Below are 22,997 nucleotides of genomic sequence, written 5' to 3'. Positions count from 1 at the left end.
CCGTGTCAGCTAAGTGCCTTGCGAATCCTCTCCGCCGCCTCTACAAGGTCCTGGTCAGACGCTGAGAAGGAGAACCTTACGCAGTTTTCACCGCCCAGGCCGTAGGCATCTCCCGGTATGCAGGCTACGCCTGCCTTATCCAGCAGGAAATCTGCCAGTTCCATAGATGACATATTGTCCTTGTCAATTTTCGTCCATGCATAAAATGCGCCTTCCGGCATACGGCAGGTAACACCCGGAATAGTATTTAATGCATTTACAAATAAGGCTCTCCTCCTGTCATAACTCAGCCTCATCTGTTCCATTTCTTCCTCACAGTCAAATGCGGCGAGCGCTGCTTCCTGAATAAAACCGCTGACACAGGTAGTGGTATGCTGGCTTAGCTTATAGATACGTTTCATCAGATCAGGCGCTGCCGTTATGTATCCAAGTCTCCAGCCGGTCATTGCCACACATTTGGAAAAACCATTCATCGTCACCGACTTATCAGCCACTTCCGGATAGCTGGCAATGCTTATGTGTTCATTTCCGTCATAACATACTTTTTCATACACTTCGTCCGCCACCACATAGATGTCGGTATCCTTTATAAATGCGGCAATTGTGTCTGCCTCTTCTCTGCTCAGCATCCGTCCCGTGGGGTTATTCGGCGTGTTAATCACTAACATTTTTGTTTTATCGGTATAGTGGCTGTATAGTGCTTCCTTCGTAATCTTGTAGTTATCCTCATAGCTCAGGCCGATTGCCACAGGAACCGCACCGCATGCGGATGCGATGGGAGCATAGGATACCCAGGATGGGTCCATAATTAATACTTCCTCCCCTGGATTCAGCAGTGCCGTCATGCCCAGATAGATTCCGTACTTACCGCCGGGAGTTACCAAAATATCTTCCGGAGTACACTCAATCTTATTTTCCCGGGTCAACTTTTCCGCGATTTTTTCTCTCAACGGCAAAATCCCCTTGCCGGCCACATAGTGGGTATTTCCCCGGTCGATGCTTGCCTTCAGGGCATCGCAGATTTTTTCTGGTGTCACACAGTCCGGCTCACCGCCCGCCAGGCTGATAATGTCCTGTCCCGCCGCCTGCATGCTTCGCGCCTTATCCATAATCACAAGGGATGCCGATGGTTTCAGCCCATCGATATTTTCGTTGTATCGTTTCAGGTTCATTCCGCAACCGCTCCTTTATTGTTTTCTACTGTTAGTCTAATCCCAGGAAATATATTAAAAAAGCAAATATATTCTATATTTAATAATGCCAATTTCAATATTTATGAATTTACAACATTATCCGGTTTTCCCAGCAAAAAACTGGATACATTGCCGACCGCAATGTCCATTAACCGTTGTCTGGATTCCTTCGGTGCCCAGGAAATGTGAGGTGTAATCAGTACATTTTTTGCGCAAAGCAATGGGTTATCCGGCTGTATCGGTTCTGTGGAAACCACATCGCAGGCAGCACCGGCTACCTTACCGCTGTTAAGCGCTTCGCATAAATCTTTCTCCACGATCAGAGGCCCCCTGGAATTATTGATGATCAAAACCCCGTCTTTCATTTTAGCGATCGTTGTTCGATTGATGATACCTTCTGTATCTGGGAACAGCGGACAATGCAGTGCAATAACATCAGATTCGGTTAACAGCTCATCAAGCCCGGTATACCGGCAGGTCTCACTCTCCAGTTCCGGCCGGTATACGCTGTCATAAGCTAACACCTTCATTCCCATCGCCTGAGCAATGCGTCCTGTACCCTGTCCGATTCTCCCAAATCCGATAATTCCCATGGTTTTTCCATCCAGTTCAACCAGCGGATAATTCCAATAGCACCAATCCTGACTGCTGCTCCATTCTCCTCTTAATACCGAGTCGGAATGGGCACCAATATGGTGGCACAATTCCAGGAGCATACCAATTGCAAACTGGGATACGGCGGCGGTGCCATAGGACGGCACGTTGGTCACGATAATTTTTCTCTTTTTCGCCTCGTTCACATCCACCACATTATAGCCGGTAGCAAGAAGGCCAATATAGCGAATGGAAGGGCAGGCATCCATGATATCTCTCCCAATAACAGTTTTATTCGTAAGTACAATCTCTGCTGATCCGATTCGCTCTGCGGTCAGTTCTCTGGGCGTCCTGTCGTAGCAAGTCACTTCCCCTAATTCTTTTAACTTATTCCAGCTTAAATCGCCGGGATTGAGTGTATAGCCGTCTAATATTACAATCTTCATTATCTGTTCCTCCCTTTTAACGAAAAATAGCAACACGATTTTTCTTCAGTATAATCAATGGTTGGAAGGATAAAAATCAGATTATTTTGATATATAATATTGAAAATTTCTATATATTTATTATTAAATATTGGCAAATATGCTGATATACTGTTTTATAGGGTAAAGATCACACAGCAGTTTCCTGAAAGCAGAGGTATTGAAATGAATTTAGATGACATCTTAACCTTCCTTGCCATTGTAGACTGTAAAAGTATATCAAAGGCTTCCGAACAGCTTTTCTTATCCCAGGCAACCACCAGCCAGCGGCTGAAAGCTCTGGAGGACAAACTGGGGGTTCAGCTTTTTGTACGCCACAAAGGACATAAAAATGTAGAGCTGACGGAACGGGGCGCCATGTTTATTCCAATAGCGCAGAAATGGCTGTCCTTGAATCAGGAGACAAAAATGCTTAAGATTGTCCAGCCGAATCACTATCTGGCAATCGGCTGTTCCGACAGTCTTACCACACACCTTTTCTCTGATTTATTTCAAACGCTGGCCGTTTCGGAACCGGATCTGGATATGAAATTAAGAATAAAAGACTCTGCACAGATTTATTCTATGATTGAACAAAAGGAGCTGGACGTGGGGCTGCTGCTCCACACAACCAATAACCGCAGGGTAAGAACAGAAGCCCTGACCAGCGAGAAAATGGTTGTTCTTCAATACGGAACCGATACATTTTGCAAACCTGTTCTCACCACCGATGATCTGGACCAGAGAAAAGAAATCCTCCAGTGGTGGGGAAAGCAATATCAGATCTGGCATGACAATCAGTTCGACCCTTCCATCCGAAGCAACATCAATGTGAATACAATTTCTCTCATGATGAGTGTTTTAAAAAAAGAAGGGACCTGGTCTATTGTGCCTTACACAGTAGCCCGAAATCTACAGAAAAAAGACCGATTTTTTGTGTACGATCTTATCCCCTCTCCGCCCAAGCGGATTACTTATAAGATTGTCAGCCTGGCTCCCAGACCAGGAAGCATCGAGGCACTTAAACTATTTGACCGATATTTGAATGAATTCATTGATAGGACCGATGGACTGAACCGGTTAACGCTGTAAAAAACACTGTCCGGATACTTATGAGAATCCGAAAATATGTGCATAATAACAAAAAACAGGAGTGGAAAAGGAACGAATCACAAGCTCTGATATGGAGGTAAAGAATGAATATAACATTTAAAGGTAACCCGGTTACATTAAGAGGAACTGTTCTGAAGGAAGGCGACAAGATGCCGGATACAATTCTGTATGATAACCAGCTGAATCCGGTTCACGCAAAAGATCTGCCGGGAATTAAAGTCTTTGTCGTGGTACCTTCCCTGGACACCGGCGTCTGTGATATGGAAGTCAAGAAATTTAATGAAAAGGCCGCCTCTCTTCCCGGTGTGAGTATCTATGGCATCAGCCTTGATCTGCCTTTTGCCCAGTCCAGATGGTGCGCCTCCAACGGAATTGAACATGTGCGCACTCTTTCGGATTATTATAACCGGGATTTTGGTTATACAACGGGTACTTTTATCGAACAGCTTGCCCTGCTGACACGCGCGGTCTTTATCGTGGATGATACCAGCAAAATCTTATTGGCCCAGTACGTTCCGGAGGTAACCGACCACCCGGATTATGATACGATTTATGCCAAGCTGGAAGAACTGGCCGGCTGACCGCTGCTTTTTTATTAAACATGCAGGTATGATACAACACAGTCCGTTAGATTTAAGGCGAAGTGAATTTTTCACTTCGCCTTTTCCTGCAATAAGACGGTTCGCAAAGCATTCCGGCGTTTGTTGCTGCCGCTGTTTAGCTCTGTTCCGATAAAAAAGCAAGAAATATTAAAAGTCCGCTTCCTGGTTCTGATATAATAATGATCTGGAAGGAGGGCCGCATATGCCAAACGAGAGTATCGAAAATATTGCTTCTGTGATCGCTTACATCGAAGCGCATCTCACGGAAAAATTGGATTTAGACCGCGTTGCCGGCGCCGTCCATTTTTCAAAATATCATCTGCATCGTATGTTTACCAGAACAGTTGGACTTACAATGCACGACTATCTCCAAAGACGGCGGCTCACGGAATCCGCAAAACTGCTGGTGTTTTCCAAAAAATCCATTCTGGATATTGCCATGCTCGCGGGATATGAGAGCCAGCAGGCTTTCACAAATGCGTTCACATCCATGTATAAGATGCCGCCCAGCAAATACCGGGAGAACGAGAAATTCTACCCGCTGCAATTAGAGTTTCATCTGGAAGGGAGCTTTCCTATGCTCCATTTGAAAGATCAGGTTCCGTGGAATATTGAGTTTGCAACAGAGGAGGATATACCTCGCTGGATGGAACTGGTACGCCTTGTGGTTGACGGCTTTCCCTGGCTGAACGAGGAGGAATACATTCCGGTGCTGAAAGAGAAAATCCGTACCCGCCAGGCCCTTATTCTAAAAGACGGAGATACCGCTGTCGGCGTCATGCTTTTTTCCTGCGAAACCGGAAGCATCGACTTCATGGGCAGCCACCCCCTCTACCGAAATAAGGGCATCCCAAAAGCACTCCTTTATAAGGTAATGAATGAACTGCTTAAAGGAAAAGAAATCAGCATCACCACCTACCGGGAGGGCGATAAAGCAGATACCGGCCAGCGCAGGGAGATCAAAGGTCTGGGCTTTGCGGAAGCGGAACTGCTCACGGAGTATGGGTATCCAACCCAGCGTTTTGTCTGGAAGGAGGACAGCCATGAATGAGAATCCCCTGGCGAAAGAGTTTAACGTTCGCTCCCTGCTGCGTTTTGCTGCCCCTACTATCTTTATGATGATATTTATGGGCCTGTACACAATAGTTGACATAATCTTTGTCGCCCGTTATGTAAACACCGACGCGCTGGCGGCCATTAACATTGTCTGTCCGGTCATCAATCTGACCGTGGGACTTGCCGGTATGCTGGGGGCTGGCGGCAGCGCTGTTATTTCCCGAAAAATGGGGAGCGGCAGAACTCTGGAAGCAAAACAAAACTTTACATTGCTTCTGCTGGCAGGGCTTATAATCGGTATGATATTGGCCGCGGGCGGCCTGCTCTTCATCAAGCCGCTTTTAGACGCCCTGGGGGCGAGCGGCATACTGTTCCCCTACTGCAAAGACTATCTGACGATTTTATTGCTGCTTCTTCCCGCCAATATTCTGCAGTGTCTGTTTCAGAATCTGTTTGTTACGACAGGAAAGCCAGGGTTTGGACTAATTTTGAGTCTCCTGGCCGGTACTGCCAATATTCTGTTTGATTATCTGTTTATTGTGGTTCTGCATATGGGAATTTCCGGAGCAGCTTTAGGCACCGGAATTGGTTATCTGATTCCCACGGCTGCAGGGATTGTATTTTTCTGGAAGGGAAAGGGAACGCTTTCCATCGTTAAGCCCCGCTGGGATTTCAGGATGTTATCTGAGAGCTGCCTGAACGGCTCATCCGAGCTGGTCGGCCAATTGGCCAGCGCCATCACCGCTTTCCTGTTCAATATCACTATGATAAAGTGGCTGGGTGAGGATGGAGTAGCCTCCATCACCATCATGATCTATTCTCAGTTTTTACTGAGCACCCTTTTCTTCGGTTTTGGCATCGGCGTGGCCCCCGTAATCGGATTCAACTATGGCAGCGGCAACCATGCCCGGTTAAAAATCATCTTTCGTATCAGCCTGGGTTTTATTATTGTAGTGTCCCTGGCAGTATTTTTTACGGCCTTTTTCGGCGCTCCGGCAATTGCGGCAATGTTTGCGAAAAAGAACTCACAGGTGTATCGCATTACTGCAGAAGGCTTTTCTATTTTTGCATTCAGCTTTCTGTTCTGCGGATTAAATATATTTACATCGGCCATGTTCACTGCACTTTCGAACGGCAGGGTATCCGCTGTGCTTTCCTTCCTTCGGACGCTTGGTTTTGTGACAATGGGAATCCTGTTTCTGCCTCGTTTACTAGGAGTAACCGGAATCTGGCTGGCCGTTCCTCTGGCAGAGCTTATTATGGTCTTTCTCTCAGCCGGATGTCTGCTGCGCTATCGGAAACGGTACGGATACTAGCCAAATAACATAACAAAATAAGAGATTACATTATAGAGGCAATGGGTAAGGATACAACAGAACAATGAGCCTGTTTTTATGTAGAGCAGTCCCAGAACTACTCCGCAAACCAGTGCGGACAGTGTCTGCACCATGTTAAAATGCAGGAGTGCAAATAAGACAGCCGATATGAGCAGCGCCGCTAAGCCGCCCTTTGTATTTCTCAGGCCTCCCAGCACAAATCCTCTCATCAGGATTTCTTCTATAACAGGTGCAGCCAGGCAGACATGAATAAATGAGGAGACAGGAGATTTCGCCAGCGACAGCATCGACTCCTGGTACGCCGTCTCACTTACCGGGAAAAGTCTCTCGAAAAACGGGTCCAGACCTTTGTCCAGCAGGAAATAAAACAGAACAGCGCAAAGTACCGCCAAAAGAATGCCTTTTCGTGTGGTATGTTCCAGAATTTTTATTCGGAATGAAGTCTTAGCCTGTAAAATCAGGAGAAATACTGCTGAGAGTGCAATCATGGTCACCAGAATACACCATTCTGCATATGGGCCGTCAAGTTTTCTCCACACCGTCAAGTCAACCGCGGTATAGAGCAGCATGACACAAAAATACAAGCCGGTCCACAGCAGTGAAGTTTTTATTGAAATACGATGATCTGACACAATCTATTCCCTTCTATCCTTTCTTAAAACAGTTCCTCTAAACGCTTCAAAAACTTATCCGCCGCTTTTGTAAATATCTGATAACGTTTCCACACAATAGATGCCTCCGCCTTTAACTCAGGCGATAGGGGTCTGAAACACAGGTTACTGTCCGCGGTATTAATCAGCTTGTCAAAGCACAGAGCATATCCCAGCCCTTCATCCACAAGAAGAGAAGCGTTAAAGACAAGGTTGTATGTCGCTACAACATTCAGTTCGTTAATATTCTGCTGAAACCAACGGGAAATCGGAGATTCATCACTTTTCTGGTTGGGAAGTATGAGCGGAAGCCCGCTTAAATCTTCCGGTGAGATCATATCTTTATCCGAAAGATGCGAATCTGCGCGCATTAAAACACCCCAGGTATCCTTTACCGGAATCTGAAGCGAATCATATTTTGCCGGGTCCGCCAGGCTGTATACAAGTCCGAAATCAATCAGTCCTTTATCCAGCTGGTCCATTACAAAAGCCGCGTTTCCGCTGAAAATATGATAATGGATATCCGGGTAATGCTCCTGGAGGCTCTGCGCCGTCTTCGCCACGATCCGGATAATATCAGTCTCTCCCGCACCGATGTATACGTCTCCGGCCGCCGTGTCATCGGAAAGCTGTATTTCATTTTCCGTCTTTTTGACCAAATCCAGAATCTCCTCTGCTCTTTTCCGCAGAATCATTCCTTCTTCTGTCAGTGTAACTTTCCGTGAACCCTTGCTCCCCCGGATCAGAAGCTGTTTTCCCAGTTCCTCCTCCATATTTTTAAGCTGTGTAGAAAGTGTCGGCTGGGACAAATGCAAAGATGCAGCCGCTCCGGAAATACTTTGTTCCCGCGCCACCGCCAGAAAATACTGCAGTACTCTTAGTTCCATAGGAATGATACCTCCTTTGTTCCACGTTTCATAAATTATGGGTTTTCTCGTCAATTTTCTATAGCATATCACATTTCTATAGGATTTTTCTATTCTTTTTCATCAAATATAAGTATTTGTTATTCACAAAAGAGCATGTTACATTACAATCACAGAAACCGAAATAATTTTATTCTTTATTAAAAATAAGAAAGGGCGCGCCGACAGACACCGGTACAGATTCGCCGCGCAAAGGTATAAAGGTTGAAAAAAGCAGTCGGAATTGCATTGTTGTTTATTCTTATTATTCTTCTAGGCGGCTGCGCCGTCAGCAGCGGAAGCACTTCCAGCCTGTATGAAGCAAACGAACATCCCGACAGCGGGAAAGCCTCCGAAGAAGAACTCATATCTATAACTCCAACATCGGATATAAAGCAGCTGGAATCTGATCTATATACTGTCAGATTCGAGGGAGACGATAAATTTGAAGATTTTCTAGACCAGGGCGGTGCCTCTACTGATGGGGAAGTAGTTACATTTCTGGCTGAAAATCTCCTGTCCGGCACAGACCTCCGGTTTTTGGAGGATCTGTTCGGCTGCAGCACCATTGCCGTAAAAAACCCTCAGGGAGACGTTCTGTTCGGAAGGAACTTTGACTGGGATAATTGTGAGGCCATGATCGTAGCTTCCTATCCGGACAGTGGCTATGCGTCCTTCTCCACGGTCAATATGAACTTTATTGACCAGGGGGCAAAAGGAATCGCCGCCCTGGCTCTTCAAATGGACCAGGTTAAAACCTTGGCCGCCCTGTACGCACCTCTCGATGGCATGAATGAAAAAGGCCTCGCTGTTTCCGTAAATATGATACAGGACTCCGCTATCATTGACCAGCGAACAGAAAAGCCCGATCTCACAACGACCACGGCGATCCGGCTCCTGTTAAATAAAGCTGCAGACGTGGATGAAGCAATCCAGCTGCTGTCGGGCTATGATATGCACGCCTCCATGGGTATGATGGTTCATTTCGCCCTGGCAGACGCAGCCGGACGGAGTGTAGTCGTGGAATATGTGGACAATGAGATGATTGTGACCGATACCCCCGCGGTTACCAACTTTTATTTTGCCAAGGGTGAGAAACAGGGAATCGGTACAGAGCAATCCCACGAACGCTATGAAATCCTGATGGATCGTCTGTCCCGTACGGATTCCATGGATATGACCGATGTCAGGAATGTACTGGACCGCGTAAGTAAAAAAAATTTTAACGAATTTGAGTCCACTGAATGGAGCATTGTCTTCAATCTGGGTATGGGACAGGCGCGTTATTACCACCGGGAACACTACGAAACAGGTTACTTATTTATATTAGAAAAAGGAGGTTCGACCGATGAATAATTTAAATCTGCTGAAGGAATTAACAAAATTAAAGAAAAATGAAAAAATGACCAGAGAACAGATGGTTCGCTTACAGAATCAAAAACTGCGTCAGCTGCTTCGGCACGCCTGGCAAAATTCGCCTTATTATCGGCAGGCCTTTGAACAGGCCGGAATTACAGAGGATAATTTAGACGTGCTTCCTCTCTCCGCCTTTCCCACAATTGATAAGGCACTTCTGATGGAGCGCTTTGATGAGCTGATTACTGCTACGGATCTTAAACAGGAAGAACTGCTCCGGTTCGATTCAGCCGGCTATACAGATAACAAGCCCTATCGGGGTGAATATCATGTGGTTCACTCATCCGGCAGCACAGGGAAGCCCTGTTATTTCATATATGACAATGCGGCATGGGATCAGATGCTGCTGGGAATTATCCGCGGCGCTCTGTGGAATATGTCTATACCTCAGATTTTAAAACTTCTCATCAGCAAACCGAGAATTATTTATATCGCAGCTACAGACGGACGCTATGGGGGAGCCATGGCCGTGGGAGATGGTATAGACGGAATTGGAGCAAGCCAGATGTATCTGGATATCAATACTCCTCTGGCCCAATGGAAGAAATCCATACAGGAATTTAAGCCCAATATTATCATAGGTTATCCCTCTGCTATTAAAATCCTGGCAGAGCTGAAAGAAAAAGGCGAAGTTTCTGTTCAATCCGCCCGTATTATTTCCTGCGGTGAACCACTCAGTCCGGGTCTCAGATCTTATCTGGAAAATACCTTTTCCTGCCCGGTTATCAATATCTATGGCGCCAGCGAATCACTTGCTCTGGGAGTTGAATCCGGCTGTGAAGACGGCATTCTTCTGTTTGATGATCTGAATGTGATTGAGGTAATAAATGGAACCATGTATCTGACCTGTCTTTACAATTACGTACAGCCGCTGATTCGTTATAAAATATCTGATCATCTCGTCTTAAAAGAACCGTGCGGTGATACTCCCTTCACAAAAACGGAAATCCTACTGGGCCGGGATGAAGATATGCTGTGGTTCGAAGACGGGTCAGGCAACCGGGACTTTCTGCATCCGCTGGCTGTGGAGGGCTTCTGTATTGAGGGACTGCGTGATTATCAGTTCCGTCAGGTCGGTCCGGATGCTTTTGAAATGCATGCCGAGGTCCCCGATCAGGAACACCAGCCACTTGTCCGGTCAGAGATGCTGCGCCAAATGAAAACCATCCTCCAGGAGAAAAAGCTGGAATATGTACAATTTTATGTACGGTTTGTGGACGCTGTTTATCCGGACCCTAAAACCGGCAAAAATCGTTGATTCTGCCCCTTCATCCGAAAGGAAGTCTTGCCCTATGAAACAGATGTTATTAAGCGGAATGGATATCTGCAAGAGCTTTTCAGGAGCCAATCCGCAGGAAATGATTCTGAATGGAATTAATGCAGAGATTTACGAAGGTGATTTCACAGTCATCATGGGCCCGTCCGGTGCCGGCAAGTCTACCCTTTTATATGCCTTAAGCGGTCTGGACAGAGTCACAGAAGGAAAGGTCATATATAAAGGCAGGGAACTGACCGGCCTGAATGAAAAAGAGATGGCCTGTCTGCGCATCCGGGAATTCGGGTTTGTATTTCAGCAAACACATCTGGTCAGTCATCTGACCTTATTAGAAAATGTTACCGTTGCAGGTTATCTGGATAAACGCCGAAAAGCGGCAGAAGTGAGCGAAGAGGCAAAACAACTGTTGCTGCGTATGCAGGTCGGTGACGCGGTCAGAAGGCTGCCCTCCCAGGTCTCCGGCGGGGAAGCGCAGCGTGCGGCCATTGCCCGTGCAGTCATCAATCATCCGGGCATTCTCTTTGCCGATGAGCCAACCGGGGCCCTGAATAAGCAAAGCAGTGAAGGGGTTTTAAATCTGCTGACTCGTTTAAACCAGGCAGGCCAAAGTATTCTGATGGTGACTCACGACCTGCGCGCAGCGATCCGCGGCAATCGTATCCTCTACCTGGAAGACGGACAGATTCTCAGTGAGCTTTCCCTTCCCTCTTATGCGGAGACAGATTCTGTAAACCGTGAGGCCCGGTTAAACAACTGGCTTGCCTCTCTGTCATGGTAATGGAACCGAAGACAGGAAAGGAATGGTTTGTGAAATGGAAATGAAAACTTTGCTTAAGGCAGGTATCAGGCGGCAAAGATTCGGCCTTGCCGGCATCTCCATACTGCTCTTTCTGGTATTCCTGTCTCTTGCCGCCGTATTGACTGTATCAATTAATTCATCCCGCTATATAAAGGACGAAATGAATCGTATGGGCTATGGAGCTATGACTGCATGGGTCTCCAATGTTCCTGATATTGAAGCCCTGACTGCCGAACTGTCCCTCCTGGATACGGTGGACCGAACCGGCAGACAGCCTGTCATTTATGCCGAATACGAAACAGGGTCTCAATCATCTGACAGCGAAGGACAGCTTATACTTTACGATCCGGAACGTTATCCTTACAAAATCTTTACGGATGATCTGACCGGATACGATAACGGCGGTATAGCGGTTGCAACGGGAGAGATCTATATATCCCCTTCCCTTTGCTCTATGTTTGGTATACAAATCGGAGATGAACTCCATTTCCCCATCGCCAGAAATGGAGTTCAAAAATCATTTGTTGTAAAAGGGTACTTTGAGGACCCCTTCATGGGAAGTTCCATGATCGGGATGAAAAGCTTTCTGATCTGTGAGGCAGATTATGAAGAAATAGAAGGTTTGCTTTCAGATTCCGGAATTGACAGCCTGGCCCGCACCGGATATATGCTTCATATCATTCAGTCATCCGGGAATGGCTCTGCTATGTCCGCTCTTAACCGGTCCCTGAATGAGAGCACCAGTCTGCCGCTCTATGTGGAATTTATTCACAGCAGCACTGCCATCTCCGGATTTATGCTGACGCTGCAAAATGTATTCACCGGCTTTTTAATAATATTTGTTGTCATTCTTGTTCTCGTTTCCCTTGTGGTGCTGGGACACAGTATCGGAACCACAATCGAACAGGATTCGAAAGACATGGGGATATTAAAAGCCCTGGGCTTTTCAGCCAGAAAACTAAGAAATATCCAGCTGCAGCAGTATCTCACCGCTATTCTGTGCGGGATGGGGGCAGGCATCCTGGCAGCCTTACCGATAACCCGATTTATCTGCCGTATGACTGTAACAACTACCGGCATACTAATTCCCTCCGAATTTCCCATCTTCTGCTGCCTGATTTCTTTTACCGCCATCCTGATTCTGCTCCTGGGGTTTATCTGGATCAAAACCAGGCGCATAGGGCGTATTACCCCTATACAGGCGATCCGGGATTATAACCACGGCGGGTCTTGCCCCAGGGCGGCGAGTCCCGGTATCAGGCAGAAGGGATTGTGTCTCTGGATGGCTCTGCGACAGCTTAATAACAGTAAAAAGCAATACATAAGCGCCTGCCTGGTTGGTATGCTTCTGGTCTTCTTTGCTTCTCTCGCGGGACGTGTCAATTCCTGGCTTGGTCCAGACGGCAAAGGCCTGATGGATGCCTTTAACCCTGCTGATTTACATATAGCAGCTCAACCCATGGGGGATGTGTCCTCAGCTGATATTGAACGTATCATCACCTCCTATTGCGGTATTGCCGACCACTATATGCTGGCTATGCCGAATGCGGCGGTCAATGGTGTGGATCTCACAGCTAATGTAATTACCCAGCCGGAACGATTCCACATATTAAGGGGAAAGAGCTGCCTGGAAGCAAATGAAATTGTGTTAACAGAATTTGCAGCATCCGATCTGGATGTTGATGTGGGAGACACCGTCCGGCTTGCCGCCGGATCGGGTGAAGGCACTTATGTGGTCGCCGGTATCTATCAGTGTGCTAACGACATGGGAGCCAATATCGGTATGAACCGGAAAGGCTATGCTCAGATTGGTACGGAAACTCCGGATATGTGGTGTATCCACTATTTTCTTGATGATCCGTCCATGCAGGCGGATATTGTCCGCGCGCTCACCACTGCCTACGGCGGCGATGTATATATTCATGAAAACTCCTGGCCCGGCCTCTATGGCATCCTATCCGCAATGCAGGTTTTAATGCTGGTCCTTTATGGGATTGTGACTATCTTTGTCCTTGTGGTCACCTGCTTGACCGGAAGCAGACTGCTCTTGTCAGAACAGAGAGACATGGGAATCTACAAAGCTATTGGATTTTCTGCTGGAAGGCTCCGGCTGTCTTTTGCCCTGCGATTTGGTATAACTGCCGCAATTGGATCGGCTGCAGGTATTTTCCTCAGCGCCCTATTTACCGATTCCCTGACAGCATCGCTTATGCGTCTGTTCGGTATCAGTAATTTCTCTTCACATCCGGGAGCGGGCGCCATTATTTTCCCTGCGGCCGTGGTCACCCTGTTGTTTTTCGGATTTGCGTGGATCGCCGCTGGAAAATTAAAGCAGGCTGATCTGGTGGTCTTTCTTGTGGATTAGGCCTGTTGATATATAGCTTTTATCTATTCATATTAATCAAATATAAGTATTTGTTATTTTTACACCAAAGCAATAAAATAAGTTTAAGAAAGGATCAATAAAATGAAAAGACAGTCAGCATATTTATTATCTCTGATGCTCGCAATTGGAATTATATTGACCGGCTGCAGCAATTCATCCGGGGCACAGTCACCTTCCCCGGAAAACAGCACTGCTTCTCCTGGATCAGATACGCAGGAAAATACTTCGGCAGGGGAACCGGAATCCGTGGAAGACGAATTGCCACAGACATCAGAACTAGAAGTTCAGTTCGGCGATGATGGTGAAACCTTTTTATTATATCTGGAAGAAAATGATACGGCTGCGGCTATTGCCCGCCATGTGGGCACAACGGACTGGAGGCTTCCCATTTACCACTATGACGATTATGATAACTGGGAATCCATGCAGTACTATGACATCCCGGACCGCTATGAAATACCATCTGATCCATCTGACGTTTCATCGGCTAAGGCCGGCGAAGTCTATTATTCCGATCCCAACCGGATTGTATTATTCTATCATGACGCAGAGGTTACAGGGGAATACACCCTGATCGGTCATTTTGAAGCTTCCGATGGCTTTATCGAAGCGGTGGAAAGCAACCCGGTACTGGAAGGCTGGGGGAATAAAATTATTAAGATCAGTGCCGGGGCATAAGGCCGGACGCAGTATAAAAAAGAGAGGGAAAAGCGATGAATTGCCATTCAGAAGAGGCGCTCATCCGCAATTTAAAGGATGCCGGATGTGATCCGGATACCATGGCACGATTTATGGATTGTTACAAGAAGGGGGATTACCAAAATCAAATCCGGATGCTGGAAATTTGCCGGGATGCGCTTCTTGAAAACGTACATCAGGGGGAGAAAAAAATAAGCTGTTTGGATTACCTTGTTTACCAGATAGAGCGGCAACACAAATTATGATTCAATGAGGTCAAAAGGTTGGAAGAAATCTTTCAACTCTACGTATTCGGGCCTATTCCCGTTTTGGGAAGGGCTGGGAACGGGAAAGGCATGGGTATAAATATGAAAAAAATAGAAAATAAAACATTTGATATGGAACGGGCTCTTTATAACAGTGACGGCATTGCAATAAATAATTGTATCTTCGATGGTCCGGCAGATGGAGAGAGTGCCCTGAAAGAAAGCCGGAATGTTCAGGTAGAGCACTGCCGCTTTAATCTGCGCTATCCATTCTGGCATGATCACCAGGTCAGGATTGAGAATTCCGAGATGACCGAGCTGTGCCGTGCGGCACTCTGGTATTCCGACCATATCGAAATCATTGACTCCAGAATGCATGGGATCAAGGCTCTGAGGGAGTGCAGTTATGTAAAAATGTGCGGGTGCGATGTAATATCACCGGAATTCGGCTGGTCCGCAGACTATATTCAAATGGAAGATTGTACAGTCTCAAGTGAGTACTTTATGATGAACTCGAATCATCTCACGTTTCAGAATGTGCAGATGACCGGCAAATATTCTTTTCAATATATCAGCGATTCGGTCTTTGACAACTGTATCTTTGATACGAAGGATGCATTCTGGCATGCAAAAAACGTTGTTGTGCGCAACAGCACAATAAAGGGGGAGTATCTGGCATGGTACTGTGAAAATGTAACTTTCGAAAATTGTAAAATTATTGGTACGCAGCCGCTGTGCTACTGTAAAAATCTAAAATTGATTAACTGCGAAATGATTGACGCGGATTTCTGTTTTGAAAAGTCTGACGTTGAGGCAACCATTACAACTCCGGTAATCAGTATCAAAAACCCGGCAGCCGGACATATTTATGTTCCCTCTGCAGCGGAAGTTATCATGGATGATCCGGAAGCCAAAGGCCAGATTATCTTTCAGGGACAGCCTGAGGATGCAGTAAGAAGGACCGTTATCTGTGCATAATGGCTGTTGCGGCAGTGCAGCCGGATGAAAGGAGGAATACAATGACGTTTTATTTCATCCGAGGTATCCTAATTGGTCTTTTATTCGGTCTGCCCGCCGGCGCGGTGGGTGCAATGACAGTACAGCGTACCTTGCGCTACGGTTTTAAGACCGGTCTTCTGACCGGTCTTGGCTCCTCGACCGCCGATTGTATCTATGCGTTTATCGGAGTATTCGGGCTCACTCTCATCTCCGATTTTCTGTTACAATATCAAACTGTAATTCGTATTGCCGGCGGGAGTCTGCTTCTATTTATGGGAATACGTATTTTAATCGGAAAGGAAAGAGAAGGTAAACAAATGAAGGAGGAACCCGGCGGAATCAGGATGTTCCTATCCTCCTTTGCCGTGGGCATAACCAACCCTGCAGCCATTTTAACCTTTCTATTCGCTTTCTCTTATTTCGGCATAACAGCCTCTGCCTCCCTGTTTCAGGGGGTAGTTCTGATCATCGGTGTTTTCCTGGGAACTTATATCTGGTGGTTTATCCTTTCAGGCTTGGTCAATATTATTCGAAAAAAGATAACAGTCCTCAGCTTCCGCCGCTTAAATCAGGTGTTCGGTATATTTTTCTCTCTGTTCGGGACTGGCGTCCTTCTCCAGATGATCCTGTAACGATAAAACAATGAATTATAATGGAGGTAACTATGAAATATCCAATTTTAGTCATCGCCGCAATGTTAACTCTGGCGTTCCCCTCCTGCCGGTATTCACCGCAGACAGGGCAGGAAACAAATAATACAGAGTCTCAGGAAACGACAGAACAGTCCATGCCTGAAGAATCGCAGAAAGATGACTCAGCGCAGAATAATCAAGAAATGCATGCCATTCAGATAGTTGTGGGAGATGAAACTTTTTCTGCGAGATTGTATAAAAATGCTACGACAAAATCATTGCTAAAAAAATTTCCGATTACGTTAGATATGGACGAATTAAACGGAAATGAAAAATATTATTACCTGTCTGACAGTCTCCCTACCGACGCCGCAAAGCCTTCCACCATACATGCCGGAGATCTCATGCTTTACGGCTCCGACTGCCTGGTGCTGTTTTATGAAAGTTTCTCCACATCCTACAGCTATACATCTCTTGGCTATATCGATAATCCTGAGGGGCTTTCCGATGCCCTCGGCGAAGAAAGTGTGAAGGTAACCTTTCAGTTTCCAAAATAAAACGACAGTGCCGTAAAATTTTAAGTGCTTAACAGAAAGGAACTATATATGGAATACCGGATTTTACCTCATGGCGGTGAAAAAATCAGTGCAATTGGTCTGGGCAGCGGGAGCCTTACGGGTACAAAAGAGGAAATTGTCTCCCTTCTCAATCTCACCATAGACAATGGCATCAATTATTTTGATCTTGCTCCTTCGGAGCAGGCTCCGTTTTTTGCATACGCGGATGCCTTTTCCGGCCGCAGGGAACAGATCATAACACAAATGCATTTCGGTGCTGTATACGCAAACGGCACATATGGATGGACAAGGGATTTAACAAAAATAAAAGAGCAGTTCCAATGGACACTAGGACTGCTTAAGACCGACTATACTGATATGGGTTTCATACACTGTGTAGATGACGAAGATGATCTCGATGCGGTGATGCAGAACGGTCTCTGGGATTATATGAAAGGGCTGAAACAGGCCGGAATCATACGTCACCTTGGATTTTCCTCTCACAACCCAGCTATCGCCCGCCGTATCCTGGAGACCGGACTGGTTGATCTGTTTATGTTCAGCATCAACCCGGCCTATGACTGTCAAAAGGGAATTTATGGGGTTGGGGAGACAGCCGAACGCACTGCTCTCTATCAGGACTGCGCCGATATGGGTGTGGGAATTTCTGTTATGAAGCCGTTTGGAGGCGGCAGGCTTCTGGACGCGTCATTATCCCCCTTTCAGCATGCTCTGACGAAGAATCAGTGTCTCCAATACGCCCTGGCCCGCCCCGGTGTTCTGACCGTGCTTCCAGGCGTGCGAAACAAAAAGGATCTTCTTGATGCCCTCACATATTTTCAGGCAGAAAATGGGGATGACTTCCTGCCAGATGGGTTTGATACGCAGGGTCTCGATGGCACATGCGTATACTGCAACCACTGTCAGCCCTGCCCAGCCGGCCTGAATGTGGGCCTGATTAACAAATACTATGATCTGGCTGTTGCCGGAGACATCCTTGCGGCAGGCCATTACCAGAAACTGAATCTTCATGCAGGTGATTGCATCCGATGCGGACATTGTGAAGCCCGCTGCCCCTTCCATGTGAAACAGGAAGAAAGGATGCAGGAGATTGCCCGTTACTTTAAACAATAATTTCATTATAATACACAACGAAGGGGATACCGCCGAAGCAGTATCCCCTCTTTTTTATCAGACCAGGTATTTATTTGCAGTCTTCTTTTCCCCAGAACTCTGCGTTCGGGTCCAGAAGCCATTTCTGATCTTCCACATCGGTAGGACGTCCGTAAGGATCGCCTTCCAGATGGCGGATTACCCACAGATACCACATAGCATATCCGGGAGCCGCTGCCTGTCCGTGCTGCTCTCCCTTCAGCATAAACGTTGTATCGTTGTTCTCCACACGGTATACATCCATCCCTACTTCCGCGTGGCCATATCCATTGTCCGGATACATTTTGTAGAAGTAGATTTCCGGCTGATTGTGATAGTGAGGCGGATATCCCGCCCATTTTCCGGGCTTATTAATAACCTCTCCGACTACCAGATTGGACCAGGGCGCATTCGTCTTGTCAAAAGCGGTCCGCACGATACGGTTTGCACAGTTATTCAGAACGCCTCTCATACGATCCTCGTCCGGAATATCAGCAGGGGTATACAGCTTAGCATCAAATTTCGTAATATTGCCTGTGCGCATAACCATAATCTCAGTAGCATCCGCTACGCCGGTAAACTTTACGTGGGACCCACAAGGTACATGAAGGGTATAGCATCCGTCATCCAGGAAGGAATCCCTCTTGACAACAGCCTTTTCACCATTCCATTCCATTTCCACTTCACCGAACACTACCAGGTAGGCACACTCATTCAGATTGCTGTCCTCCTCAAATACCTGTCCCGGAGCCAGACGAAGGGCGCCGAAGTCCATAAGCATATCCGCATGCTCCCCATTCATCTCAGAAATCGGCGTATAGCCAAACGGAAATTCCTTTACACCTTTTCTATAGCTTTTTGTACTTTCACTCATTTTATTAACCTCTCTCCTTTCACTCTATTAGATCAGCCTCCCTGTTTTTCAGAGAGCCTATATCTGACTATGTAACCTGCATTGCCATTCTTACTCATCCCTTATAGTCCGGATTCACAGCAGGCATCTGGGCATTGACCCGCTCCTGCCATTCATGAAGCAGTTTTAACAGCTCTCTGCTCTTCTCCGGCAGCTTTCCGGTGAGATCTTCCTTTTCCTCCACATCCTGTACCAGGTTATACAGTTCGGTATGCCCATCCTCAAAAAACTCAATCAGCTTGTACTCTCCCAGCCTTACACTTGCACCCGGGGTGCCTCCCTGGTTGCCATAGTGGGGATAATGCCAGAATATCGGCCTCTCCGGCAGTTCTCCGGTCTCCTCCAGCAGCGGGACCAGACTAAAACCTTCCCTGGCCGAAACCCTTTCTTTATTACCGCCAGCCGCCTCCAGCATAGTGGGATAAAAATCAATACTGGTCATCGGTGTATTACAAACGCTTCCCGGACGTATCCGCCCATCCCAGACTGTCAGAAACGGAACTCTCATTCCGCCCTCGTACATCCAGCCTTTTCCCTCACTTGCAGGAAAATTACAGGTAGGCGAGCCCTCCGAAGTTGCCAGTCCACCGTTATCCGAGGTAAAGAAAATCAGTGTATTCTCTTTCCTCCCCAGCCGTTCCAGAGCCCCTAAAAGCCTGCCGATGTTCCGGTCCAGGTTATAAATCAGCGCTGCATAAACCGGATCTGACTGGAGGAGACGTCTTGTGATTTTCTGGTTTCTCTTCTGATCGGTGGGAAAAGGCTCTCCCATCTCAAAGGTCTTTTTACGGTCCAGCCCCAGTCTCCCTGCCTTCTTCTCGAAATAAACGATGTCATCCGGTTTTGCCTGTATCGGTATATGTACATCATAATAACACAGATTCAGATAAAACGGATGGTCCGCATCCTGCTTTTCCAGAAGCCCGATTGCTTCGTCCGTCAGCCGGTCCGTCAAAAACTCTCCCTCCGGTCCGTCCGGCAGAGTCTCTATATGATAGGGGCTGAAGTATCCCTCATGAGGATGGCCCCAGTCACAGCCGCCGATGTTTACATCAAATCCAAACTGTTCCGGATAATATTCCCTTCCTCCCAGATGCCATTTCCCCACATGCCAGGCAGAATATCCCTGCTCCTTTAGTTCCTGGGCAATCGTTTTCTCACCCGCAGGCATATGCTTAATATAAGGAGCGTCAATCAGCCTCCCTCTGCAGGGATGATAAGTGCCTTCCATATCGATCCAGTCCGTCAGTCCCAGATCAGCAGGGTAACGTCCGGTCAGGATGCTGGCTCTTGTAGGAGAACAGACCGGACAGGCCGAATAGGCGTCGGTAAAGAACATTCCTTCCGACCTGAGTTCGTCAATAACAGGGGTTTCATAAAACTCACTTCCGGAACAGGACAGGTCCCTCCAGCCCATGTCGTCGATGAGTATAAATAGTATATTTGGCTTCTGCTGCAATCGCCCACCTCATTTTTATTCCCTTACGGGGTCCTTCTCATTTTGCCTTGCAAAGCGAGAAGCTAAACTAGCTTAGCTTTGCTAAGCTCATACGAGGTCCTTCTCATTTTGCCTGCAAAACGAGAAGCTAAACTAGCTTAGCTTTGCTAATCTAGTTTACATTATATCTTTCTTTGGCAGGTCCTGCAAGCCTTCTTGCCCATGCCGGCTCAGCCGTTCCTTTTCTTCCCGTTCTCTCTGCATTCTTGAAAAGACACAGCCGCAGTAATTCTGCCTGTAGAGGTCATAGATTCTTGACAGCTCTATCGAGCGCTGATATCCGCCCTTCTTCTTAAAGTCAGAGGGCAGCCATTTCACGCCATACTGCTCTGCCATTTCCCGGCCGATCTCATTTAGCTTGTCCGCATTTTTCAGGGGACTGATCGTCAGAGTAGTGGTGAAATAATCATATCCGCCCGCCTGAGCCCTCTGCGCCGCCTGTCCCAGCCGCAGCCTGTAGCATGCAAAGCATCTCTCCCCGCCTTCCGCAAGCTCTTCCATCCCCTTTGCCATCTGAAAAAAGGAGCCCGAATCATAGTCCCCTTCCGTAAATTCCACCGGATACGTTACGTCCATTGCACCGATCAGACGTTTCAGCTCTTCGGCACGTTTCCGGTACTCTGCCTCCGGTGCAATATTGGGATTATAAAAGTCAATGGTGATCCTGAAATACTCACTCAGATATTCCAGACAGTAACTGGAGCAGGGAGCACAGCAGGCATGGAGCAGAAGCGTCGGAACACGCCCTTCCTCCTGTGCCTGCCTGATTACTTCATCCAGTGATTTCTGATAATTCTCCTTAATCATTCCGGCCGCCGTCCATGTGCAGTACATCCAGGCAGACCTTCAGTTTATCCGCCGGGATCTGTCCGGGCGCGGAAGCACGCACGCCGCTGGCAAAGGTTATAGCAGAACCAAACACCTCCCCGCAGAGGCGGCTGACCGTGCCCACCTGTGACATGGACATCGTCACGATCGGTCCCCGTGCATAATACTCCGACATCTCAAAGGTTACTCTCATCAGGGTCAGAACGTCACCTGCCTCTTTCGGCATCACCGCCAGCTTTAAAATATCTCCGCCCAGAATCTGCATCTCATGAAGGCGCTCCATCAAAAGTATACGTTTTCCTGTCTGCTCAAAGTTATGGCTGGACAGAATTGTAACTACATTGTGCCGCCGGGCCAGCCACAGAAGCTCCGACGCGTACTCATCGCCCAGGGAATATTCTATATCCACGATATCAGCAAGCTCTGAGGGAATAATTTCCTTGTACAGATTCATATAACCTGCCATGGAAAGTTCCGCGCTGCCGCCCTCCTCCCTGGAGCGGAACGTAAAAATCAGCGGCATGCTGCCCGCAGCCTCTCTTAATTTCTTTAATACCGCCAGTACGGCTGTGCTATCCTGGTACCCTCCGAAGCAGTCCGCTCTCCACTCAAGCAGATCTGTACAGCTTCTGTCCACCGCAGCAATCTCTTCCAGCAGAGCCGCCTCATTCTCACCGGTCAGAGGAACACAAATCTTCGGTCTTCCTTCTCCGATCCGTATACCCCGAACCTCGACAATTGTCCTGTTCACCTTTTTACCTCCTTTGCCGTTCGTTTTCCATCATCACTCTATTGAATAAACCGTTCCACTACATAGGCAATACCATCTTCATCATTGGAGCGCGTTATAAAATCAGCCGCCTCCCGGACACAATCCGCCGCATTCTCCATGGCCACGCCCAGCCCGGCGAAACGTATCATCGTCAGATCGTTCAAACCGTCGCCGCAGCAGATCATCTCCTCCTTGGTCAGCCCCAGGTGAGCCAGCAGGGTAGCCAGAGACTGGGCTTTATCAATATTTTCCGCCATAATCTCCAGGAAATACGGCTCTGAACGATAGACACTGAAGCCTGCTCCCAGCGCCTCTTTCACTTTTATCTCCACGTCGGCAAGGTAATCTCCCTCTGCAACCATCATGAACTTGACTACCGGAAAACGAATATAAGCTTCCATATCCGGAATCAGAATCGGCTCCATCTTGTTATTCCATGCCTCCAGCCTGACATACTGATCCTCTGCATCCGTGGCAATAACCTGATCGGCCTCATAGGTCACCAGCGCCACCTGATGCTCTTTCGCCAGACGGCAAACATCCTTTATCCGACTCTGGGGAATTACCTTTCTGAAAATCACTTCTCCGCTCCGGCAGTCCACAATTTTCCCCCCATTATAGGAAAGAATAAACCCGCCGTAACGGTCCATTTCCAGTTGTTTGGCCAGATCTTTTACTCCATAGGTAGGCCTTCCGGAAGCCAGAACGACTTTCAGTCCCGCCTTCTGCGCACGGATCAGCGCGGCTCTGGTTTTTTCCGTAATGATTTTTTCCGAGTTAGTAAGGGTTCCATCAATATCCAACACAAGCATCCTGTAGCTCATAGATCATCCTCCGGCTTCCATTTTTCAACTTCTTCTTATCCCTTATCATACTATATTTCCTTTATTTATAAAAGGGGAGAATTCGTG

Annotated in this window: 22 protein-coding genes; 13 read left to right on the top strand and 9 right to left on the bottom strand. The window is 47.3% G+C overall.

Annotation, left to right across the window (positions count from 1 at the left end):
- Window positions 1–5: 5 nt before the first annotated feature.
- The gene (locus ABCW47_RS09490; protein ID WP_343209682.1) at window positions 6–1,172 is read right to left on the bottom strand and encodes a pyridoxal phosphate-dependent aminotransferase; all 1,167 of its coding nucleotides are present in this window, start codon (window positions 1,170–1,172) and stop codon (window positions 6–8) included.
- A gap of 101 nt (window positions 1,173–1,273) precedes the next feature.
- Window positions 1,274–2,233: a D-2-hydroxyacid dehydrogenase gene (locus tag ABCW47_RS09485; RefSeq protein ID WP_343209681.1), complete on the bottom strand. Its 960-nt coding sequence runs from the start codon at window positions 2,231–2,233 to the stop codon at window positions 1,274–1,276.
- Window positions 2,234–2,437: 204 nt separating this feature from the next.
- Between ABCW47_RS09485 and ABCW47_RS09480 the strand changes: the two genes are divergently transcribed.
- The 4 genes from ABCW47_RS09480 (at window position 2,438) to ABCW47_RS09465 (ending at window position 6,338) form a co-directional block, all read left to right on the top strand.
- A complete protein-coding gene (locus tag ABCW47_RS09480; RefSeq protein WP_343209680.1) occupies window positions 2,438–3,343 on the top strand; it encodes a LysR family transcriptional regulator in 906 nt (301 codons plus the stop codon).
- Between the two features lie 104 nt (window positions 3,344–3,447).
- The gene (tpx, locus tag ABCW47_RS09475) at window positions 3,448–3,945 is read left to right on the top strand and encodes a thiol peroxidase (RefSeq protein WP_343209679.1); all 498 of its coding nucleotides are present in this window, start codon (window positions 3,448–3,450) and stop codon (window positions 3,943–3,945) included.
- A gap of 223 nt (window positions 3,946–4,168) precedes the next feature.
- Window positions 4,169–5,017, top strand: a complete 849-nt coding sequence (locus tag ABCW47_RS09470; RefSeq protein WP_343209678.1) for a helix-turn-helix domain-containing protein — start codon at window positions 4,169–4,171, stop codon at window positions 5,015–5,017.
- Window positions 5,010–6,338, top strand: a complete 1,329-nt coding sequence (locus ABCW47_RS09465) for an MATE family efflux transporter (RefSeq protein WP_343209677.1) — start codon at window positions 5,010–5,012, stop codon at window positions 6,336–6,338. Before ABCW47_RS09470 ends, ABCW47_RS09465 begins: the two co-directional genes overlap by 8 nt.
- On the opposite strand, the gene ABCW47_RS09460 is transcribed toward ABCW47_RS09465, so the two are convergent.
- A complete protein-coding gene (locus ABCW47_RS09460; protein ID WP_343209676.1) occupies window positions 6,335–6,991 on the bottom strand; it encodes a CPBP family intramembrane glutamic endopeptidase in 657 nt (218 codons plus the stop codon). The genes ABCW47_RS09465 and ABCW47_RS09460 overlap by 4 nt on opposite strands.
- A gap of 23 nt (window positions 6,992–7,014) precedes the next feature.
- Entirely contained in the window at window positions 7,015–7,896 is an 882-nt protein-coding gene (locus ABCW47_RS09455; RefSeq protein WP_343209675.1) for a LysR family transcriptional regulator, read from the bottom strand.
- Window positions 7,897–8,139: 243 nt separating this feature from the next.
- Here ABCW47_RS09455 and ABCW47_RS09450 point away from each other — a divergent pair, with 243 nt between their 5' ends.
- The 9 genes from ABCW47_RS09450 to ABCW47_RS09410 all read left to right on the top strand — a co-directional run bounded on the left by ABCW47_RS09450 (window position 8,140) and on the right by ABCW47_RS09410 (window position 18,057).
- The gene (locus tag ABCW47_RS09450) at window positions 8,140–9,270 is read left to right on the top strand and encodes a carcinine hydrolase/isopenicillin-N N-acyltransferase family protein (RefSeq protein ID WP_343209674.1); all 1,131 of its coding nucleotides are present in this window, start codon (window positions 8,140–8,142) and stop codon (window positions 9,268–9,270) included.
- Complete coding sequence (locus ABCW47_RS09445; protein WP_343209673.1) at window positions 9,263–10,588, top strand: phenylacetate--CoA ligase family protein; 1,326 nt, start codon at window positions 9,263–9,265, stop codon at window positions 10,586–10,588. Before ABCW47_RS09450 ends, ABCW47_RS09445 begins: the two co-directional genes overlap by 8 nt.
- Before the next feature lie 34 nt (window positions 10,589–10,622).
- Window positions 10,623–11,384, top strand: coding sequence for an ABC transporter ATP-binding protein (locus ABCW47_RS09440; protein WP_343209672.1), 762 nt, complete (start codon window positions 10,623–10,625; stop codon window positions 11,382–11,384).
- Window positions 11,385–11,418: 34 nt separating this feature from the next.
- Window positions 11,419–13,770 (top strand): ABC transporter permease, encoded by a 2,352-nt coding sequence (locus ABCW47_RS09435; RefSeq protein ID WP_343209671.1) that lies wholly within the window; start codon window positions 11,419–11,421, stop codon window positions 13,768–13,770.
- Window positions 13,771–13,872: 102 nt separating this feature from the next.
- Window positions 13,873–14,469 (top strand): cyclophilin-like fold protein, encoded by a 597-nt coding sequence (locus ABCW47_RS09430; protein ID WP_343209670.1) that lies wholly within the window; start codon window positions 13,873–13,875, stop codon window positions 14,467–14,469.
- A gap of 368 nt (window positions 14,470–14,837) precedes the next feature.
- Window positions 14,838–15,713, top strand: coding sequence for a DUF3737 family protein (locus ABCW47_RS09425; protein ID WP_343209669.1), 876 nt, complete (start codon window positions 14,838–14,840; stop codon window positions 15,711–15,713).
- 41 nt (window positions 15,714–15,754) lie between these two features.
- On the top strand, window positions 15,755–16,366 hold the full coding sequence (locus ABCW47_RS09420; RefSeq protein WP_343209668.1) for a LysE family translocator: 612 nt from the start codon (window positions 15,755–15,757) through the stop codon (window positions 16,364–16,366).
- Window positions 16,367–16,398: 32 nt separating this feature from the next.
- Window positions 16,399–16,923 carry a cyclophilin-like fold protein gene (locus ABCW47_RS09415; protein WP_343209667.1) on the top strand — a complete coding sequence of 175 codons (525 nt, stop codon included), beginning with the start codon at window positions 16,399–16,401 and terminating at the stop codon, window positions 16,921–16,923.
- A 48-nt stretch (window positions 16,924–16,971) separates the two neighbouring features.
- Window positions 16,972–18,057, top strand: coding sequence for an aldo/keto reductase (locus tag ABCW47_RS09410; protein WP_343209666.1), 1,086 nt, complete (start codon window positions 16,972–16,974; stop codon window positions 18,055–18,057).
- A 70-nt stretch (window positions 18,058–18,127) separates the two neighbouring features.
- On the opposite strand, the gene ABCW47_RS09405 is transcribed toward ABCW47_RS09410, so the two are convergent.
- The 5 genes from ABCW47_RS09405 to ABCW47_RS09385 all read right to left on the bottom strand — a co-directional run bounded on the left by ABCW47_RS09405 (window position 18,128) and on the right by ABCW47_RS09385 (window position 22,910).
- Entirely contained in the window at window positions 18,128–18,949 is an 822-nt protein-coding gene (locus ABCW47_RS09405; RefSeq protein ID WP_343209665.1) for a 5-deoxy-glucuronate isomerase, read from the bottom strand.
- 94 nt (window positions 18,950–19,043) lie between these two features.
- A complete protein-coding gene (locus ABCW47_RS09400; RefSeq protein ID WP_343209664.1) occupies window positions 19,044–20,447 on the bottom strand; it encodes a sulfatase in 1,404 nt (467 codons plus the stop codon).
- Between the two features lie 156 nt (window positions 20,448–20,603).
- Window positions 20,604–21,293 (bottom strand): epoxyqueuosine reductase QueH, encoded by a 690-nt coding sequence (locus ABCW47_RS09395; RefSeq protein ID WP_343209663.1) that lies wholly within the window; start codon window positions 21,291–21,293, stop codon window positions 20,604–20,606.
- A complete protein-coding gene (gene aroD, locus ABCW47_RS09390) occupies window positions 21,286–22,065 on the bottom strand; it encodes a type I 3-dehydroquinate dehydratase (RefSeq protein WP_343209662.1) in 780 nt (259 codons plus the stop codon). Before aroD ends, ABCW47_RS09395 begins: the two co-directional genes overlap by 8 nt.
- Before the next feature lie 38 nt (window positions 22,066–22,103).
- Window positions 22,104–22,910, bottom strand: a complete 807-nt coding sequence (locus tag ABCW47_RS09385; protein ID WP_343209661.1) for a Cof-type HAD-IIB family hydrolase — start codon at window positions 22,908–22,910, stop codon at window positions 22,104–22,106.
- Between the last annotated feature and the right edge of the window lie 87 nt (window positions 22,911–22,997).

It is taken from the genome of Anaerolentibacter hominis (genome assembly GCF_032380675.1).
Taxonomy (GTDB): Bacteria; Bacillota; Clostridia; order Lachnospirales; family Lachnospiraceae; genus Anaerolentibacter; species Anaerolentibacter hominis.
The sequence above is the reverse complement of the archived record's forward strand: the minus strand, read 5'-3'. Positions and strand labels throughout refer to the sequence as shown.

Excerpts from the sequence above, each read along its gene's own strand:
- ABCW47_RS09410 (WP_343209666.1), top strand. The coding sequence starts at position 16,972 with ATGGAATACCGGATTTTACCTCATGGCGGTGAAAAAATCAGTGCAATT.
- ABCW47_RS09425 (WP_343209669.1), top strand. The coding sequence starts at position 14,838 with ATGAAAAAAATAGAAAATAAAACATTTGATATGGAACGGGCTCTTTAT.
- ABCW47_RS09415 (WP_343209667.1), top strand. The coding sequence starts at position 16,399 with ATGAAATATCCAATTTTAGTCATCGCCGCAATGTTAACTCTGGCGTTC.
- ABCW47_RS09430 (WP_343209670.1), top strand. The coding sequence starts at position 13,873 with ATGAAAAGACAGTCAGCATATTTATTATCTCTGATGCTCGCAATTGGA.
- ABCW47_RS09385 (WP_343209661.1), bottom strand. The coding sequence starts at position 22,910 with ATGAGCTACAGGATGCTTGTGTTGGATATTGATGGAACCCTTACTAAC.
- ABCW47_RS09435 (WP_343209671.1), top strand. The coding sequence starts at position 11,419 with ATGGAAATGAAAACTTTGCTTAAGGCAGGTATCAGGCGGCAAAGATTC.
- ABCW47_RS09445 (WP_343209673.1), top strand. The coding sequence starts at position 9,263 with ATGAATAATTTAAATCTGCTGAAGGAATTAACAAAATTAAAGAAAAAT.
- ABCW47_RS09420 (WP_343209668.1), top strand. The coding sequence starts at position 15,755 with ATGACGTTTTATTTCATCCGAGGTATCCTAATTGGTCTTTTATTCGGT.
- ABCW47_RS09470 (WP_343209678.1), top strand. The coding sequence starts at position 4,169 with ATGCCAAACGAGAGTATCGAAAATATTGCTTCTGTGATCGCTTACATC.
- ABCW47_RS09440 (WP_343209672.1), top strand. The coding sequence starts at position 10,623 with ATGAAACAGATGTTATTAAGCGGAATGGATATCTGCAAGAGCTTTTCA.
- ABCW47_RS09465 (WP_343209677.1), top strand. The coding sequence starts at position 5,010 with ATGAATGAGAATCCCCTGGCGAAAGAGTTTAACGTTCGCTCCCTGCTG.
- ABCW47_RS09480 (WP_343209680.1), top strand. The coding sequence starts at position 2,438 with ATGAATTTAGATGACATCTTAACCTTCCTTGCCATTGTAGACTGTAAA.
- tpx (WP_343209679.1), top strand. The coding sequence starts at position 3,448 with ATGAATATAACATTTAAAGGTAACCCGGTTACATTAAGAGGAACTGTT.
- ABCW47_RS09395 (WP_343209663.1), bottom strand. The coding sequence starts at position 21,293 with ATGATTAAGGAGAATTATCAGAAATCACTGGATGAAGTAATCAGGCAG.
- ABCW47_RS09485 (WP_343209681.1), bottom strand. The coding sequence starts at position 2,233 with ATGAAGATTGTAATATTAGACGGCTATACACTCAATCCCGGCGATTTA.
- ABCW47_RS09455 (WP_343209675.1), bottom strand. The coding sequence starts at position 7,896 with ATGGAACTAAGAGTACTGCAGTATTTTCTGGCGGTGGCGCGGGAACAA.
- ABCW47_RS09405 (WP_343209665.1), bottom strand. The coding sequence starts at position 18,949 with ATGAGTGAAAGTACAAAAAGCTATAGAAAAGGTGTAAAGGAATTTCCG.
- ABCW47_RS09490 (WP_343209682.1), bottom strand. The coding sequence starts at position 1,172 with ATGAACCTGAAACGATACAACGAAAATATCGATGGGCTGAAACCATCG.